At 71.0% G+C, this 15,857-nt stretch carries 15 protein-coding genes; 9 read left to right on the forward strand and 6 right to left on the reverse strand.

Annotated features, from left to right (window positions below):
- Nucleotides 1–49 precede the first annotated feature (49 nt).
- The 3 genes from ABCS02_RS30960 to glgX all read left to right on the forward strand — a co-directional run bounded on the left by ABCS02_RS30960 (nucleotide 50) and on the right by glgX (nucleotide 2,887).
- The gene (locus tag ABCS02_RS30960; protein WP_345839563.1) at nucleotides 50–280 is read left to right on the forward strand and encodes a type II toxin-antitoxin system VapB family antitoxin; all 231 of its coding nucleotides are present in this window, start codon (nucleotides 50–52) and stop codon (nucleotides 278–280) included.
- Nucleotides 277–684, forward strand: coding sequence for a VapC toxin family PIN domain ribonuclease (locus ABCS02_RS30965; protein ID WP_345839564.1), 408 nt, complete (start codon nucleotides 277–279; stop codon nucleotides 682–684). The genes ABCS02_RS30960 and ABCS02_RS30965 overlap by 4 nt, the downstream gene beginning before the upstream one ends.
- A 160-nt stretch (nucleotides 685–844) precedes the next feature.
- Nucleotides 845–2,887: a glycogen debranching protein GlgX gene (gene glgX / locus ABCS02_RS30970; protein ID WP_345839565.1), complete on the forward strand. Its 2,043-nt coding sequence runs from the start codon at nucleotides 845–847 to the stop codon at nucleotides 2,885–2,887.
- Between the two features lie 20 nt (nucleotides 2,888–2,907).
- Here glgX and ABCS02_RS30975 read toward each other — a convergent pair whose 3' ends face one another.
- From ABCS02_RS30975 to ABCS02_RS30985, 3 genes are read right to left on the reverse strand one after another with little or no spacing between them, the layout of a single operon-like run.
- Nucleotides 2,908–3,693, reverse strand: coding sequence for a carbon-nitrogen hydrolase family protein (locus ABCS02_RS30975; RefSeq protein ID WP_345839566.1), 786 nt, complete (start codon nucleotides 3,691–3,693; stop codon nucleotides 2,908–2,910).
- A 2-nt stretch (nucleotides 3,694–3,695) separates the two neighbouring features.
- Nucleotides 3,696–5,144: an APC family permease gene (locus ABCS02_RS30980; protein ID WP_345839567.1), complete on the reverse strand. Its 1,449-nt coding sequence runs from the start codon at nucleotides 5,142–5,144 to the stop codon at nucleotides 3,696–3,698.
- A gap of 11 nt (nucleotides 5,145–5,155) precedes the next feature.
- On the reverse strand, nucleotides 5,156–6,061 hold the full coding sequence (locus ABCS02_RS30985; protein ID WP_345839568.1) for a carbon-nitrogen hydrolase family protein: 906 nt from the start codon (nucleotides 6,059–6,061) through the stop codon (nucleotides 5,156–5,158).
- Between the two features lie 119 nt (nucleotides 6,062–6,180).
- Here ABCS02_RS30985 and ABCS02_RS30990 point away from each other — a divergent pair, with 119 nt between their 5' ends.
- Nucleotides 6,181–6,942, forward strand: a complete 762-nt coding sequence (locus tag ABCS02_RS30990) for an FCD domain-containing protein (protein WP_345839569.1) — start codon at nucleotides 6,181–6,183, stop codon at nucleotides 6,940–6,942.
- 15 nt (nucleotides 6,943–6,957) lie between these two features.
- On the opposite strand, the gene acs is transcribed toward ABCS02_RS30990, so the two are convergent.
- Nucleotides 6,958–8,940 carry an acetate--CoA ligase gene (gene acs / locus ABCS02_RS30995; protein WP_345839570.1) on the reverse strand — a complete coding sequence of 661 codons (1,983 nt, stop codon included), beginning with the start codon at nucleotides 8,938–8,940 and terminating at the stop codon, nucleotides 6,958–6,960.
- A gap of 84 nt (nucleotides 8,941–9,024) precedes the next feature.
- Here acs and ABCS02_RS31000 point away from each other — a divergent pair, with 84 nt between their 5' ends.
- Nucleotides 9,025–10,032 (forward strand): PHP domain-containing protein, encoded by a 1,008-nt coding sequence (locus ABCS02_RS31000; RefSeq protein WP_345839571.1) that lies wholly within the window; start codon nucleotides 9,025–9,027, stop codon nucleotides 10,030–10,032.
- Between the two features lie 159 nt (nucleotides 10,033–10,191).
- Nucleotides 10,192–11,589, forward strand: a complete 1,398-nt coding sequence (locus tag ABCS02_RS31005) for an APC family permease (protein ID WP_345839572.1) — start codon at nucleotides 10,192–10,194, stop codon at nucleotides 11,587–11,589.
- A 92-nt stretch (nucleotides 11,590–11,681) separates the two neighbouring features.
- Here the strand turns inward: ABCS02_RS31005 and ABCS02_RS31010 are convergent, their stop codons facing one another.
- Nucleotides 11,682–12,290 carry a hypothetical protein gene (locus tag ABCS02_RS31010; RefSeq protein WP_345839573.1) on the reverse strand — a complete coding sequence of 203 codons (609 nt, stop codon included), beginning with the start codon at nucleotides 12,288–12,290 and terminating at the stop codon, nucleotides 11,682–11,684.
- Between the two features lie 240 nt (nucleotides 12,291–12,530).
- On the reverse strand, nucleotides 12,531–13,328 hold the full coding sequence (locus tag ABCS02_RS31015; protein WP_345839574.1) for a hypothetical protein: 798 nt from the start codon (nucleotides 13,326–13,328) through the stop codon (nucleotides 12,531–12,533).
- 104 nt (nucleotides 13,329–13,432) lie between these two features.
- On the opposite strand from ABCS02_RS31015, the gene ABCS02_RS31020 reads away from it, so the two are divergent.
- The 3 genes from ABCS02_RS31020 to ABCS02_RS31030 are packed head-to-tail and all read left to right on the forward strand — an operon-like array spanning nucleotide 13,433 to nucleotide 15,850.
- Nucleotides 13,433–14,185 (forward strand): phosphatase PAP2 family protein, encoded by a 753-nt coding sequence (locus tag ABCS02_RS31020; protein WP_345839575.1) that lies wholly within the window; start codon nucleotides 13,433–13,435, stop codon nucleotides 14,183–14,185.
- A gap of 10 nt (nucleotides 14,186–14,195) precedes the next feature.
- The gene (locus ABCS02_RS31025; protein WP_345839576.1) at nucleotides 14,196–14,861 is read left to right on the forward strand and encodes a response regulator transcription factor; all 666 of its coding nucleotides are present in this window, start codon (nucleotides 14,196–14,198) and stop codon (nucleotides 14,859–14,861) included.
- On the forward strand, nucleotides 14,858–15,850 hold the full coding sequence (locus tag ABCS02_RS31030; protein ID WP_345839577.1) for a HAMP domain-containing sensor histidine kinase: 993 nt from the start codon (nucleotides 14,858–14,860) through the stop codon (nucleotides 15,848–15,850). The genes ABCS02_RS31025 and ABCS02_RS31030 overlap by 4 nt, the downstream gene beginning before the upstream one ends.
- The last annotated feature ends 7 nt before the right edge of the window (nucleotides 15,851–15,857 follow it).

Below are 15,857 nucleotides of genomic sequence, written 5' to 3' on the forward strand. Positions count from 1 at the left end.
GCCCCCGGCAGACCTATATAGTGATCTATATAGCTTTGAGGGGGAGGTCATGGCCATCACATCGATCGACATCGATCCGGATCTGCTCGCGCAGGCGAAGGCGACCACGGGTGCATCCTCCAATCGGGAGGCCGTCGACATCGCGCTCCGGAGGCTGGTCGCGATGCACCGTCAGCAGGCAGCTGTCGAGCGCATCATCGCCCACCGATTCGAGCCGGACCAGATCGACGCTCCGACCATCAGGCCGACGTTCATACCGGGCACCGGGGTCGACTCGTGACCACCTATCTCGTCGACAACAGCATCTGGCAGAAGGTTTCCAGCAGCCCGGCTATCGCGCGGCGACTGAGGGAAGTCACCCCCCAGCATCTGCTCATCACCTGCCCACCGCAGGTTCTGGAGTACTGCCACTCCGCCCGTTCTCCCGAAGAGTACGAGAAGTTGCGGGAGCACATGGCTGGGTTTCTCGAAGCCTGGGAGCACCCCAGTGAGAGCGAGGCTCTCGGCATCCAGCAATCCCTCTGGGACAACGGTGCCGTGCGCGCCGCGGGCGCGTTCGACTGCCTCATCGCCGCGTACGCCGTGGCGAACGACGCCGTGATCCTGAACTCCGATCAGGACTTCGGCTTCATCGAATACGCCACGGGTGGCGCCGTGCGGCAGGAGTACGTCGCGGCCGCCTAGCTGGCCCCGATACCGCTGTCAACCGCTTCCGCCGCCGCCACGCGCGCAGGTAGGGTGTCGGTCTACCGATCATCGGAGGCACCGTGCCCCAGCTCTGCCCCCAGCTCAGCGACCCCGCGCCCACCAGCGTCGCGCACCGCAGCACGTCCCAGGCGGTCCGGTGAGCGGCGACGGCTCCGCGCCGTATCCGCTCGGCATCACGCTCGTCGAGGGCGGCGCCAACGTCGCCGTCTACAGCGAGAACGCGGACAACGTCTACGTCTCGCTCTTCGACGCGCGCGGCCGGGAGACCCGCACCGAGCTCACCAACCGGACCGGGCATGTCTTCCACGGCTACGTGCAGGGCCTCGTCCCCGGCACGCGTTACGGCCTCCGGGTCGCCGGACCCTGGGATCCCGCCAACGGGCTGCGCTTCTCGCCCGCGAAGGTCCTACTGCCGACCCGCGCCCGCGCCGTCACCGGGTCGTGGGACAACTCCCAGGCCGTGTTCGGCCACCAGCTCGGCAGGCCCAAGCGGCGCAGCGACACCAACGGGAAGCGGCACGTCGCGCTCGGCGTCGTCGTCGACCCGCAGGAGTTCGACTGGGGCGACCACGAGCGCCCGTTCACGCCGCTCAGCGAGACCATCATCTACGAGACCCACGTCAAGGGTTTCACCAAGCTGATGGAGTGGGTGCCGGAGGAGTTCCGCGGCACCTACGCCGGCCTCGCGCACCCGGCCGCCGTCGAGTACCTCAAGAACCTGGGGGTCACGGCGGTCGAGCTCATGCCCGTGCACCAGTTCGTGCAGGACCCGCACCTCCAGGAGAAGGGCCTCCGCAATTACTGGGGCTACAACTCCATCGGCTTCTTCGCGCCGCACAACGAGTACGCCGCCACGGGCGACACCGGGCACCAGGTGGACGAGTTCAAGGGCATGGTGAAGGCGCTGCACGCGGCCGGCCTGGAGGTCATCCTCGACGTCGTCTACAACCACACCGCCGAGGGCAACGACCTCGGGCCGACCTACAGCTTCAAGGGCATCGACAACCCCTCCTACTACCGGCTCGTCGAGGGCGACCGCGCGCACTACTTCGACACCACCGGCACCGGGAACAGCGTCAACGTCAGCCATCCGGCCGCCCTGCAACTCATCATGGACTCGCTGCGCTACTGGGTGGACGACTACCACATCGACGGATTCCGGTTCGACCTGGCCACCACGCTCACCCGGCAGGGCGGCGACGCCAGCCTGCACAGCGCGTTCCTCACACTCATCCAGCAGGACCCGACCCTCGCGCGCGTCAAGCTGATCGCCGAGCCGTGGGACACCGCCGGGTACCAGCTCGGCGGGTTTCCGGCCGACTGGTCGGAGTGGAACGGGCAGTTCCGCGACGACGTGCGCGACTTCTGGCGCGGCACCCCCGGCGTGCTCGGGACGCTTGCACAGCGCGTGCTCGGCAGCCCGGACATCTACGAGGACTCCCGCCGCGCGCCGCTGTCGAGCGTCAACTTCGTCACCGCCCACGACGGCTTCACGCTGGCCGACCTCACCAGCTACGACGAGAAGCACAACGAGGCGAACGGGGAGGACAACCGCGATGGGGAGTCCGACAACCGCTCGCGCAATTACGGCGTGGAGGGCCCGACCGACGACGAGGAGATCCTCGCCGTCCGCGTCCGGCAGCGGAAGAACTTCCTCGCGACGGTGTTGCTCTCGGCCGGCGTCCCGATGATCCTCGGCGGCGACGAGCTCGGCCGCACCCAGCAGGGCAACAACAACGCGTACTGCCAGGACAACGAGATCTCCTGGTACGACTGGGCGAACGCCGACTGGGACCTGCACGCGTTCACGGCGACGCTCATCCGCCTGCGCCGCACGGAGCCGGCCCTCCGGCCCGAGTGGTACCGGCACGCGCCCGACGTGGGCGGCCCGGACACCGTGCGGATCGTGCGTGCGGACGGGGAGTCGTTCACCGACGAAGACTGGGCCGACCCGGAGGCGCGCTCGATCGCGTTCGTGCTCATGCACGAGGGGGCGGACTCCTTCCTCCTGCTGCTCAACGCGGCCGGGAACGGGGTGGAGTTCGTGCTGCCCGACCCGCCGGGCGCGCACTGGGAACTGGAGCTGTCCAGCGACCCGGAGCTCGCCCTCCACGATGGCGAGAGCGTCATCGTCGGCGAGACCTCCTTCGCCCTGTTCCGGTCCGCGGCGGCGGGATGACCGAGTGGAACGGTCCTGACTCAGAGCCGCCGCAGCCGCAGGGCCGGGTCGCGTTCGCGGGCGGCGACCACCTCGGCCGGGTCCACGTCGCCGAGCAGCACCTCCGACGAGTCCCCCGCCTCCCCGATCACATCGCCGTGCGGGTCGGCGAGCAGGCTGTGGCCCACCGAGATCGGCTCCGCCTGCGACACCGCAGCGGCGAAGCAGCCGTTCTCGATCGCGCGTGCCCGCGCGAGCGTCCGCCACTGGTCGACCTTGTGCGGGCCAGGCACCCACGACGAGCACACCGCCAGCAGGTCCGCGCCGGCGTCGGCGAGCGCGCGGCCGAGCTCGGGGAAGCGGAGGTCGTAACAGGTCATCAGGCCGACAGTCAGCCCGCCCGCTTCGAAGACCACCGGCTCCGGCTCGGGGGCGGGGGCGATCCACTCCGACTCCCGGAAGCCGAACGAGTCGAAGAGGTGGATCTTGCGGTACCGGGCCAGGAGGCTGCCGTCCGGGCCGAACGCCGCCAGGGTGTTGAACGGCCGGGGGTCGGCGCCGTCGGACGACCGTTCGACGAGCCCCGCCACGATCGTCACGCGCCGGGAGGCCGCCAGCCCGGCGACGGCGGAACCGAAGCGGCCGTCGAGCGGTTCGGCCACGCCCGCGAAGGTCGCGTCCACCATCTTCTTCTCGTACATCGCGTACTCCGGCAGCAGCACCAGCTCCGCTCCCCGGTCCGCCGCGCGCGCGACGGCGTCGCCGACAGCCCGGAGGTTGCCTGCGACGTCGTCGTCCGACGCGAGCTGCGCGAGCGCGAGCCGCACGCCTACTCCCTGGCCGGGGCCGGGGCGGCCTCCGTCGCCACCGGGGCCGGAGCAGGGGCCGGAGCGGCCGGCCGCGTCTCGTCTGCGGTTTCCGCATCGGCTTCGTCGTACGCGATCTCCGGAGGAAGCTGGCGGAAGCCCTTCGTCACGAAGGCGAGCACGATGACGCCGATCACCAGCCAGCTCAGTCCGAGCACGATGGCGTTGATGTCCAGCCTCGTCAGCAGGTAGCCGGTGATGATCGCGCCGATCGCGGGCAGCACCACGTAGAGGATCGCGTTGTGGCGGTGGCCCTCACGCCGCTGGCGGAAGTAGTAGACGATCACGGACACGTTCACCATCGTGAAGGCGACGAAGGCGCCGAAGTTGATGAACGAGGTGGAGGTCGCGACATCCAGGAACATCGCCACCAGCCCGACGACGCCGATGATCACCAGGTTCACGACCGGTGAGCGGAACCGACGGCTGATCTCGCCGAACACCTTGCGGGGCAGCGCTCCGTCCCTGCCCATCGCGAACATCAGGCGGGCGGCGGAGGCCTGCGCGGCGAGGCCGGAGGCGAACTGCGCGACCACCAGGCCCGCGATGAAGATCGAGCCGAATACGTTGCCGCCGATGGTGATCGCGATGTCGAACGCGGCGGACGACGCGTCGTGGAACTGGCCGCCGGGGTGCACGAGTTGGGTCGTGTATGACACCAGGATGAAGATCACGCCGCCGATCAGGGCGATGAGCAGGATGGCGCGCGGCACGGTCTTGCGCGGCTCGATCGTCTCCTCCGTGAACGTGGTCACGGCGTCGAAGCCGAGGAAGGAGTAGGCCGCGATCGCGGCGCCCGCTGTGACGCCCTGGAACGACGCAGTCGGGTTCGCGAACGGCCCGGCCGAGATCAGGCCGCCCGCACCCTGACGCGCGACGACCGATCCGATCGAGAGCCCGACGAACACGACGATGACGAGCACCTGGAACGCCATCAGGATGTAGTTCGTCCGGTCGGCGACCTTGATGCCGAGGATGTTCAGCAACGTCGTCACGATGATGAAGCCGAGGATCCACAGCCAGCCCGGGACGGCGGGGAACTGCGCTTCCAGGTAAGCGGCGCCGATCAGCCAGATGACCATCGGGAGGAACAGGTAGTCGAGCAGCACCGCCCAGCCCACCAGGAAGCCGACCCGTGGATCGATGGTGCGCCGCACGTAGGTGTAGGCCGAGCCGGCGACGGGGTAGGCGGCGGCCATCCTGCCGTAGCTGGAGGCGGTGAACAGCATCGCGACCAGCGCGACGAGGTAGGCGGACGCGCTCGCGCCCCCGGTGGTCTCGGCGACGACGCCGAAGATGCCGAGGACGATCAGCGGCGTCATGTATGCGAGGCCGAAGAGCACGAGGGACGGGAGGCGCAGGGTCCGGGCCAGCGAGGGCTGAGCGGGAGCAGGAGCAGGAGCAGTGGACATGCCGGGTTCCTTCAGAGGAGAGGCTGACGGGAGAGGGTGGTGCTCGGGAGGGCGCGGGACTGGACGGCCCAGTCGCGCGGGTCGATCCGTCCCGCGTACAGCGGCAGCGGGATCGCCGCGTCCTCTGGGCGGAACTGCGACCACATCCGGTTGACGCCGGCGGTGCCGTACTCCCGGACGTGGGCGACCCGGTCGAGGTCGAGCGCGAGGGCGAGGACGGTCTCCTCATCCCCCGCCGACTCCGCGAGGACGGCGCCTTCGGGGTCGACGACGATCGAGCGCCCGCGACCGACCGGGCCGGCGGTGTTGACGCTCACGGTGAAGACCTGGTTCGCGATGGAGTTGGCCCGCGCGAGCACGACCTCCTGCTCGCGGTCGGGTGTGGTCGTCTTCACGACGTTCACGATGACCTCCGCGCCCAGCCAGGCCAGGTGCCTGCTGACCTCGGGGAACCAGGCGTCGTAGCAGATGTCGAGCCCGACGGTGCTGCCGTCGAGGTCGAACACGACGAAACGGTCTCCAGGCACGTACGGCTCGAAGGGACGCCACGGGAAGATCTTGCGGTAGCTCGCGGCGAGCGCGCCGTCCGGGGCGAACGCGAGCGCGGTGTTGAAGAGCTCGCCCTGCGGGCCGCGCTCGCAGACGCTGCCGGGGACCAGCCAGACGCCCGCATCGGCGGCGATCGCGCCGAGGGTGCGCACCAGCTCGCCGTCCAGGGGGACGGCCGACGCGCCGAGCGCAGTGTTCCGCACCGACTCCGGCAGGTGATCGGCCCCGAACAGGTGGAGCTCGGGATAGACGACGAGGCGGGCGCCCGCGGCCGCGTGGCGGGCCACGTCGGCGGCGAACGGCTCGAGCTCGGCTCCGATCGCACGGGGCGCCGACTGGACGGCTGCAACGGTGAGCTGACCCGGCATTGCGGACCTCCATTGGTCGGGATGGGCGGGGACGGGGATGCTGCGGAACTGCTGGGAAATAAAATAGATCATTATGATCGAATTTGTCCACCCCCGGTGATCTCCCTATGCTGGACGCCATGACCGGAGACGCTCCCGGCACGCTCACGCACACGGCCGTGCCCGCACTGACGGGCCCTGCCGTGGCCGGGATCACGCGGCTCTCGGCCGTCGACACCGTGCGCGCGCGCATCGCACTCGCGGTCGAGCTGCGGCTGCTCGCGCCCGGCGAGCAGCTCCCGAGCGACGCGGACGTCGCCGCCGCCCTCGACGTCAGCGAGATCACCGCGCGGCGCGCGATCAAGAGCCTGGCCGAGGAGGGCCTGCTCCGGCGGGTCAGGGGCCGCTCGGGCGGCACGTTCGTCGCGGAGGCCGCGCCCGCAGCCACAGCCGGCGCCGGCTCCGCGGTCGAGACCTATCGCGCGGACGCGGAACAGGTGCACCGCCTCATCGACCAGCGCCTGCTCGCCGAGACGAGCCTGACGCACCTGGCCGCCGTGGCCGCCAGCGACGAGGACCTCGCCGAGCTGGACGCAGCGGTCGCCGCTGCCGCCACCGCCCAGGACTGGACCGAATACCACGCCGCGGACGAGCGGTTCCACCTGGCGGTCGCGCGCGCCGCCGGCCGTCCGGCGCTCGTCGGCCTGTACGAGGAGACCCTGCGGCGCCTCTACGCGTACTTCATCCCCTACCCGATCGCCTACCTCCACGAGGTCAACGCCGAGCACGCCGCGCTGGCCGCCGCGATCCGCGGCCACGACCCGCAGACCGCTGTCGCGCTCGCAGAACGGCACGTCGCCGTGCTCCACGAGACCATGTTCGTGGGGTTGGAGCGGGACTGACCCGCTCCGCCGAGTTCACTGCGACCGCGCCGCGAGCACCTCCGCGATCCGCCCCGGCACCGTCTCGTCCTGCAGGGAGGTCGTGTCGCCGAGCGGCCGCCCGTCGAACAGGTCGACCAGCAGCCGCCGCATGATCTTGCCGGAGCGCGTCTTCGGGAGGTCGTCGACCACCACGACGTGGCGCGGCTTCGCGATGGCGCCGATCGCGCGGGCCACCTGGTCGCGCAGGCCGGAGGGATCGAGCGCCCCGGCCGGGATGACGAACGCCGCCACCGCCTGGCCGGTGGTCGCGTCGCCGACGCCGACCACGGCGGCCTCCGCGACGGACGGATGCGCGACCAGCGCCGACTCGATCTCGATGGTGGACAGCCGGTGGCCGGAGACGTTGATGACGTCGTCCAGCCTCCCGAGCAGCCACAGGTAGCCGTCGTCGTCCACCGCCGCGCCGTCGCCGGCGAGGAAGTAGCCCCGGTCGGCGAACGCGCTCCAGTAGGAGTCGCGGTAGCGCTCCGGGTCGCCCCAGACCGTGCGTGACATCGCGGGCCAGGTGCCGTCGATCACGATGGAGCCGCCGGAGCCGCGCGGCACGTCCTCCCCGCGCTCATCCACCACGCGCACCGTCACGCCGGGCACCGCCAGTGTCGCCGAGCCGGGCTTCAGCGCGGTGACACCGGGCAGCGGGGCGACGATGGCCGCGCCGGACTCCGACTGCCACCAGGTGTCGACCACGGGCGCGCGGCCGGCGCCGAGCTGCTCCCGGAACCAGACCCAGACCTCCGGGTTGATGGCCTCCCCCACTGTGCCGAGGAGCCGGATGCTGGAGAGGTCCCAGGGGCCGGCCGCGGCGAGCCCGTCCGGGAACCAGCTCATGAAGGTGCGGATGAGCGTGGGCGCCGTGTAGTACGTCGTCACGCCGTAGCGCTCGATGATCTCGAAGTGCCGGCCGGCGCTGGGCGTGTTCGGGGTGCCCTCGTAGATGACCGATGTCGCGCCGTTCGACAGCGGGCCGTAGAGGACGTAGGTGTGCGCTGTCACCCAGGCGAGGTCGGCGGTGCACCAGTAGACGTCGGAGTCCTTCGCGTCGAAGAGCGCCCAGTGGCTCCACGACGCCTGGGTGAGGTAGCCGCCGGTGGTGTGGACGACGCCCTTCGGCCTCCCGGTGGTCCCGGAGGTGTAGATGATGAACAGCGGGGTCTCGGCGTCGAAGAAGCGGGGCTCGTGAACGTCGGGGGCGGTGTCGACGACGTCGTGCCACCAGACGTCGCGGCCGGGCGTCCACGGGACGTCCGGGGTGAGTTCGCCGGTGCGGCGGACGACCAGCACGTGCTCTACCGCGTCGACGCCCGCGACGGCGGCGTCGGCCTGCGCCTTCACCGGCACCGCCTCGCCGCGGCGGAACTGCCCGTCCGAGGTCACCAGCAGTTTCGCCCCGGTGTCCTCCACCCGGAACCGCAGCGCCTCCGCCGAGAAGCCGCCGAACACGAGCGAGTGGATGGCGCCCACCCGCGCGATGGCGAGCGTGATGACGACCGTCTCCGCAAGCACCGGAAGGTAGACGACGACGCGGTCGCCCTCCCCGATTCCGAGCGCGGTGAGGGCGTTGGCGGCCCTGGCGACGCGGCGCTGGAGGTCCGCGTAGGTGACGGTCTCGCGGTCGCCCGGCTCGCCCTCGAAGTGCAGCGCGACGCGGTCGCCGTGGCCGGCGGCGACGTGCCGGTCGACGCAGTTGACTGCGGCGTTCAGTCTTCCACCGGCGAACCACTCGGCGCGCGGGATGCTGAGCTCGCCGTCGGGGCCGGGGGTGGCGGGCTCCCAGGTGTGGGCGGTGCGCCAGGGCTCGGCCCAGTCGAGGCGGGCGGCCTGGCGCTCCCAGAACGCGACCGGGTCGGCGGCGGCCTCGGCGAACACGTCCGGCCCGACGTTCGCCTGCGCGGCGAACCCGGCGCTCGGCTCGTAGAGGCGGGACTCGCGGCCCAGGTTCTCGATCGCGGTGCTCACCCTCCGACGCTAGCGGCGGCCTCCCGCACCGCCGCCCTCGCCCGTAACGCCCCGTAACCGCCGGCAGGGTGGGAGCATGAGGGCATGGAACCGGTCGCAGCGCTGAACGAGATCGCCTTCTGGCTGGAGCGCGAGCTCGCCCCGTCCTTCAAAGTCCAGGCGTTCCGGAAGGCCGCCGCGATCATCGCGCCGCTCGGCACGCCCGAGGTCGCCGCACGCGTCGCGGACGGACGGCTCAAGCGCACGAAGGGGATCGGCGACCGCACCTTCCAGGTCATCTCGCAGGCCGTCGAGGGGGAGGTCCCGACCTACCTGGCCGACCTCCGCGAGCGCAACGCTGAGCCGCTCGACGCCGGCGGGGCCGAGCTGTGCGCCCAGCTGCGCGGCGACCTCCACAGCCACACCGAATGGTCGGACGGCACCGTGCCCATCGAGGTGATGGCCGCCGCCGCCGCGACGCTGGGGCGCGAGTACCAGGCGATCACCGACCACTCCCCCACGCTCACGGTCGCCAGCGGCCTGAGCGCCGAGCGGCTGGAGGAGCAGCTCGACATCATCGCCGGCCTCGACACCGGCAGCGTGACCCTCCTGACCGGCATCGAGGTCGACATCCTGGAGGACGGCACGCTCGACCAGACCCCCGCCCTCCTCGACCGGCTGGATGTCGTGGTGGCGAGCGTGCACTCCAAGCTGCGCGCGGACAGCCGCACCATGACCGCCCGGATGCTCGGCGGCATCCGCGCCCCGCACACGAACGTGCTGGGCCACTGCACGGGACGGCTGGTGCAGGGGTCGCGCGGGACCCGGCCGCCGAGCGAGTTCGACGCCGACGCGGTGTTCGCGGCGTGCGCGGAGAACGGCGTCGCGGTCGAGATCAACTCGCGGCCGGAGCGACAGGACCCGCCGGACGACCTCATCCAGCGGGCGCTCGACGCGGGCTGCCTGTTCTCGATCGACACCGACGCGCATGCGCCGGGACAGCTCGACTTCCTCGCTTACGGCGCGGCGCGGGCGGCGGCGAACGGGGTGCCGGCGGAGCGGATCGTGACGACGTGGCCGCTGCCTCGGCTGAAGGAGTGGCTGGCGAAGTAGATTTCGCCGACTGTCGGAATCGACACTCAAAACGCCGAATCACCACGTATTCCGCGGCTGAATCGCCCGATATGGTATGCGATCCGTCGTTGTCGATTCGGATTTCGTTGCGGAGTGGGCTTACTATGGCACGTCCCCGACTGCAGCGAAGGAGCTCGCGTGTCCACCAACCCCGCACCCACCGCACTCCGCCGGTCCCTCGGCCTCTGGGCGATCGTCGGCCTCGGACTCGGCTACATGACCCCGATGACCGTGTTCGACACGTTCGGCATCGTGACCGGGGAGACCAACGGCGTCGTCCCGTCCGCGTACCTCTTCGCGCTGGTGGCGATGGTGTTCACCGCGGTGAGCTACGGCCGGATGACGCGGGTCTTCCCCTCGGCCGGGTCGGCGTACACCTACGCGTCGGAGACCATCCACCCGAACGTCGGCTTCCTGGTCGGCTGGTCGTCGCTGCTCGACTACCTGCTGCTGCCGCTGGTGAACGCGCTGATCGTCCGGCTGTACCTGGAATCGTTCTTCCCGCAGGTGCCCGGCTGGATCTGGGTGGTCGGCTATGTGGCGGCGATCACGGCGATGAACCTGTTCAGCATGTCGTCCACCTCCAAGGTCAACGGCGTCCTGGTGGCGTTCCAGGTCGTCCTGATCGCGGTGTTCGTGGCGCTGACCTGGGCGTCGCTGAACGCGGGCGCGGGCACCGGGACGGTCTTCAGCCTCACGCCGCTCTTCCACGGAGGCGTCCACATCCTTGCGGTGATCGGCGGCGCGACCGTCGTCTGCTTCTCCTTCATCGGCTTCGACGCGATCACGATGTACACCGAGGAGGCCAAGGACGCCCGCACGGTGCCGAAGGCGATCGTGCTCGCGCTGATGATCGGCGGCGCGATCTTCTTCGTCGCCGCGTGGTTCGCGCAGTCGCGCTTCCCGACGCTCGCCGGCTTCCACTTCACCGACGACACGCTGCCGGAGATCGCGCTCAAGACCGGTGGGCTGCTCTTCCAGATCCTGTTCATCTCGGCGGCGGTCGCGGCGGCCGTGGCCTCCAACCTGGCGTCGCACGCGAGCGTCTCGCGCATGATCTACGTGATGGCGCGCAACGGGAACGGCCGCATCTCGCGGACGCTGTCGTTCGTGCACCCGAAGTTCCGGACTCCCGCCGTGGCGGTGCTGCTGGTCGGCGCGGTGTCGCTGCTGGCGGCGGCGTTCACGCTGGAGTTCGTGTCGTCGATGATCAACTTCGGCGCGCTCATCGCCTTCACGATGGTGAACGCGACGGTGATCATCCACTTCGCGATCCGCAAGCGGCAGGTGCGCGGGGCGAAGCAGATCGTCCGCAACCTCGTGCTGCCGGGGATCGGGATGCTGCTGACCGGCGTGCTGTGGGCCAACCTCCACTTCGACGCGCTCACCTACGGCCTGATCTGGCTGGCGATCGGGATCGTCACGCTGCTCGTGCTGACCCGGGCGTTCCGCAAGCGCCTCGGCGTGAAACTGGACGAGGACGGCGACGCTGCGATCATCACCCGAGAGGGCGCACCCTCCGAGGTCGCGCGCTGACGGCTTCCGTCGAGGGGCACGTTGTTGTCACTTATGCGCGTGCAAAGTGACAACTACGTGCCCCTCGGCGCCGGTCGGGGTGGACGCGCGGGCTAGTTGCCCCAGGCGGAGGCGGGGGCGGTGACGATCGGCACGGGGGACGTGCTCCAGTGCGAGCCGTAGCCGTAGTGGCTGCTCGCCCACGGGGAGGCCCAGATCGCGGCGGCGGTGACGTCGGCGCTCGTGCCGGCGGTGAGTCCGGCGACGACGGCCGGGTAGCCGCGCTGCAGGTTCTCGGCGCAGTACTTCGCGGCCGTCACGAGGTCGGGGTAGCTGCCGAAGCCGGCGCCGCCTCCGGAGCCGTAGCCGTTGTTCAGCGGGTTGTTGCGGTTCCACCAGTCCGGCGGGCCGTTCTCCTGACGCATCCAGCGCAGCATGAAGTCGACGTTCGGCTTGGTCGTCTGCCAGCCGCCGAACATCAGCACCAGCTCGGCCCACGACTCGTTCGTTCCGATGCGGGCGAGGCTCTCGATGCTGTCCGTCGCGCCGAGGGTGTCGCGGTCCACGACGGGGGCGCCGATCGTGGCGTCCACCAGGAGGTGCTGCACGGCGTCCGAGGCGGGCGCGCCGGGAGCGAGCGTCGTGGCCTCCGGGCCGACCACGGTCGCGGCGAGCGCGGCGTCCGTCGGCACGATCGAGAAGCCGCAGACCAGAGCGATCACGGCCAGCGAGACGCCGAGGCGGTGGTGGAGCGGGAGCTGCAGCGGGCGGCGACGACGTCGGGGTGCTGACGCATTCCGGGGCGTGGTCCGGGGCGCCTTCGGGGCGCTCGACCGCCTCGCCGCGGGTACGGCGGCACGACGGCCTGCCGAGCGGCGGCCGCGACTGCGAGAGGGGTCCGCGGGCGTCATACCCGATCGAGGGTACCAGCGGCTGACTTTAAGGGAACCCGGGAGGGTGGGCTATTCGGCGGCCAGAGTGGAGCTCGCGCGCCCCTCCGCGGCGGTCGCCCCCGGCCCTGCGGGACGGCGGACGCTCATCACCACGACGCACACGACGATGGCCGCGAACAGCACCAGGCTGACCGGTCCGGTGCCCAGGTCGAGGCCGCCGCGCGCGTGGGAGACGGCCAGATAGTCCGAGATCGAGGCTCCGAAAGGCCGGGTCAGAACATATGAGGTCCAGAAGGCTGCGGTCGCGCCGAGCCCCCACCAGCGGTACGCGACACCCGGAATGGCGAACAGCACGCCGAAGAGGATGCCGGACACCAGGTAGCCGAGCCCGAAGGTCGTCGCGGTGAGGTCACCCACCGCCGTGCCGAGCGCGAACGTCGCCAGCACCGCGCACCAGTAGAAGAACTCCCGGGGCCGCGTGTCGATGTGGTGCACCGACAGCGTCCGCTGCGTGCGGTACCAGACCAGGAACACGACGGCCAGGACAACCGCGAAGAAGACCGTCGAGACCAGGTACGGGATGCCGATGACGATGTGCAGGACGTCGGCGACCATCGTGCCGAACACCGCCACCATCAAGACCGTCAGCCAGTACACCCACGGGATGTAGCGGCGCACGGCGAACTGCAGCACCAAGGCGGCGGCGAACACCACGAAGGCGGCGATGACCGCGATGACCGGGTCGTAGTTCTTGACCAGGTAGTCGGAGGTCGTCTCCCCCATCGCCGTCGTCAGCAGCTTCGTGACCCAGAACAGCGCCGTGACGGCGGGGACCTTGTTGCGGAGCATCCCGACAGCATCCCGCATCGCCTCCCAGAATCCTCTGAGAGGCCGGGGGCTGGGAGGGGGCCGGGGATCCTTAGCGGCATCTGGGGAGGCGGCGCGCAGGCTGGAGGGTCGAAGGAGGAGCGATGACCGCGACCACACCCCGCCGGGCGCTCGGCGGAGACGAGCAGCGATCGGCTACGCCGTCCGCCACCGCGCGTGGCGTCATCCTCCCGCTCATCGTCGTCCTGCTCGTGGTGCTCGCCGGCCTCGCGATCGTGGCCTCCCCCGCCTTCACCGCGTGGGACCTCGGCGTCATCCGCGCCGTCGAGAGAGCCCGCACGCCGTTCCTCGACGCGGTGACGCTTGCCGACGACCTCCTGTTCTCGCCGGCGGCCGCCCTCGCGACCGTCGGGCTGATCTCCGCGGCGACCTGGATCGCCCGGCGCAGGCTCGGGCCGGCGCTCGCGTTCGCGGCGCTCGCCCTGCTCCCCTGGCTGGGCAGCTCCGTCGTGAAGGATGTCGTGCAGCGCCCGCGGCCGCTGTCCGCCGGGCTCCCGCACCACGTCCTCACCGACACCGGATTCAGCTTCCCGAGCGGGCACACCAGTTTCGCGGTGGCGCTCGCCCTCGGCCTGCTGATCGTGTTCGGCCAGGGCCGTCTGCGGAGACCGCTCATCGCGTTCGCGGTCGTCGCTCCCCTGCTCACCGCGCTCTCCCGCGTCTACCTCGGCGTGCACAATCCCAGCGACGTGCTGGCGTCGCTCGTCTACGCGACGGCGGCGGTCCTGCTCGTGCTCGGCGTGCTGCGGCTGATCGCGCCGCCGCTGGAGCGGCTCCCGCTCATCGGTCCGGGGCTCGACCCCGCGCACGGCCGCGAACCACGGGGGCCGCGCTAAGTTGAACGACATGGAGGCCTCCCGACTGCGCGTGCTGCTCGTCGAGGACGACCCGCGCCTCGGCCCGCTGATCGAGCAGGTGCTGTCGGAGGCGTACGACGTGACGCGCGTGGTCGACGGGGAGGCCGGGCTCGCGGTGGGGCTCCGGGAGCGGTTCGACGCGATGGTGGTCGACCGGCGGCTGCCCGGCATCGACGGCGTGACCCTCGTCGGCAAGCTGCGCGACGGCCGCGTCGTCGCACCGATCATCATGCTCACCGCGCTCGGCGCCCTCCGGGACCGCGTCGAAGGCCTGGACGCCGGGGCGAACGACTACCTGGTCAAGCCGTTCGAGTTCGACGAGCTGCTCGCGCGGCTGCGGGCGCTGACCCGCATTTTCACCGGCGAGGGCCGCGAGCTGCCGGTCGGGGGATGGCGGTTCTACCCGGAGAGCCGCAGCATCTACTCGCCCTACGAGGGTCGCATCCAGCTCACCGAGCGGGAGTCCGACCTCCTGCGGCTGCTGGCGGAGAGCCCGCTGCGGACGTTCTCGCGCGCGCACATCCTGGAGGCGGTGTTCGAGGCGGACGAGCAGCCCGGGACCGTCGACACCTACGTCCACTACCTGAGGCGCAAGACCGATCCGGAGATCATCGCGACCGTGCGCGGCGAGGGCTATCGGCTGGGGCAGCTGTGACCAGGCGGGATGATGTCGACTTCCGGGAGGTCCGCCGCGCCTCCCGCACGGTCGGCCTCCAACTCACCATCGCGTCGGGCGCGCTGGTCGTCGCGGCGATCGGGGTGGCGTTCTTCTTCGTGCTGGACCAGCTCCAGCCGTCGGAGCTGCAGGAGGCTCCGCGCCCCGGCGAGCACAAGATCTACATCGACACCGTGGACGCGATGATCGCGTTCATCGTCGTCGGCGTGCTCGCGGTGATCGTCGCCGGCGTGCTCGCCGTGGTGGTCACACGGCGAGCGGTGCGGCCGCTCGGGGAGGCGCTGCGCCGGCAGCGGGACTTCGTGGCGGACGCCAGCCACGAGCTGCGGACACCGCTCGCGGTGCTCGACGCGCGGCTCCAGGTGTTGCAGCGCGGCCTCCCGGACGGCGACCCGTCGACCGCGACGGTGGCGGAGCTGCGCGACGACACCCGCACGCTGATCGAGGTCGTCAACGACCTACTGCTCGCCGCCGACCCCGAACGCGAGCGCGCCGCGGCGTCGGACGGTCCGGTGCAGCTGGCCGACCCGGTGCGCCGAGCGGTCGAGTCGCTCGGGGTGCTTGCGGGGCAGGCCGGGGTGACGGTCCGGCTGGAGGTGCGGGACGAGGTCGCGAGCGACATCCCGGCGACGACCCTGCAGCGCTGCGCGACCGCCCTGCTCGACAATGCCGTCGCACACTCCCCTGCCGGCGGCGTGGTGACGGCGACGATCCGGCGGGAGGGGCGCTCGGCGTACCTGACAGTCGCGGACCAGGGGCCGGGCATCCAGGGAATCGACCCGGCCCGGATCTTCGACCGGTTCGCTCGCGCGGCGCCCGCGACCACGACCGCCGGTCCCTCCCGATCGGGCTTCGGCATCGGCCTCGCGCTCGTGCGGGAGGTCGCGGTGCGCCACGGCGGCGAGGTCCGCGTGGCCTCCACCGGCCCCGCCGGGACCGCCCTCGAGCTGCGCCTCCCGGCCCGCTGAGCCGCCG

This window comes from Microbacterium sp. X-17 (assembly GCF_039615055.1).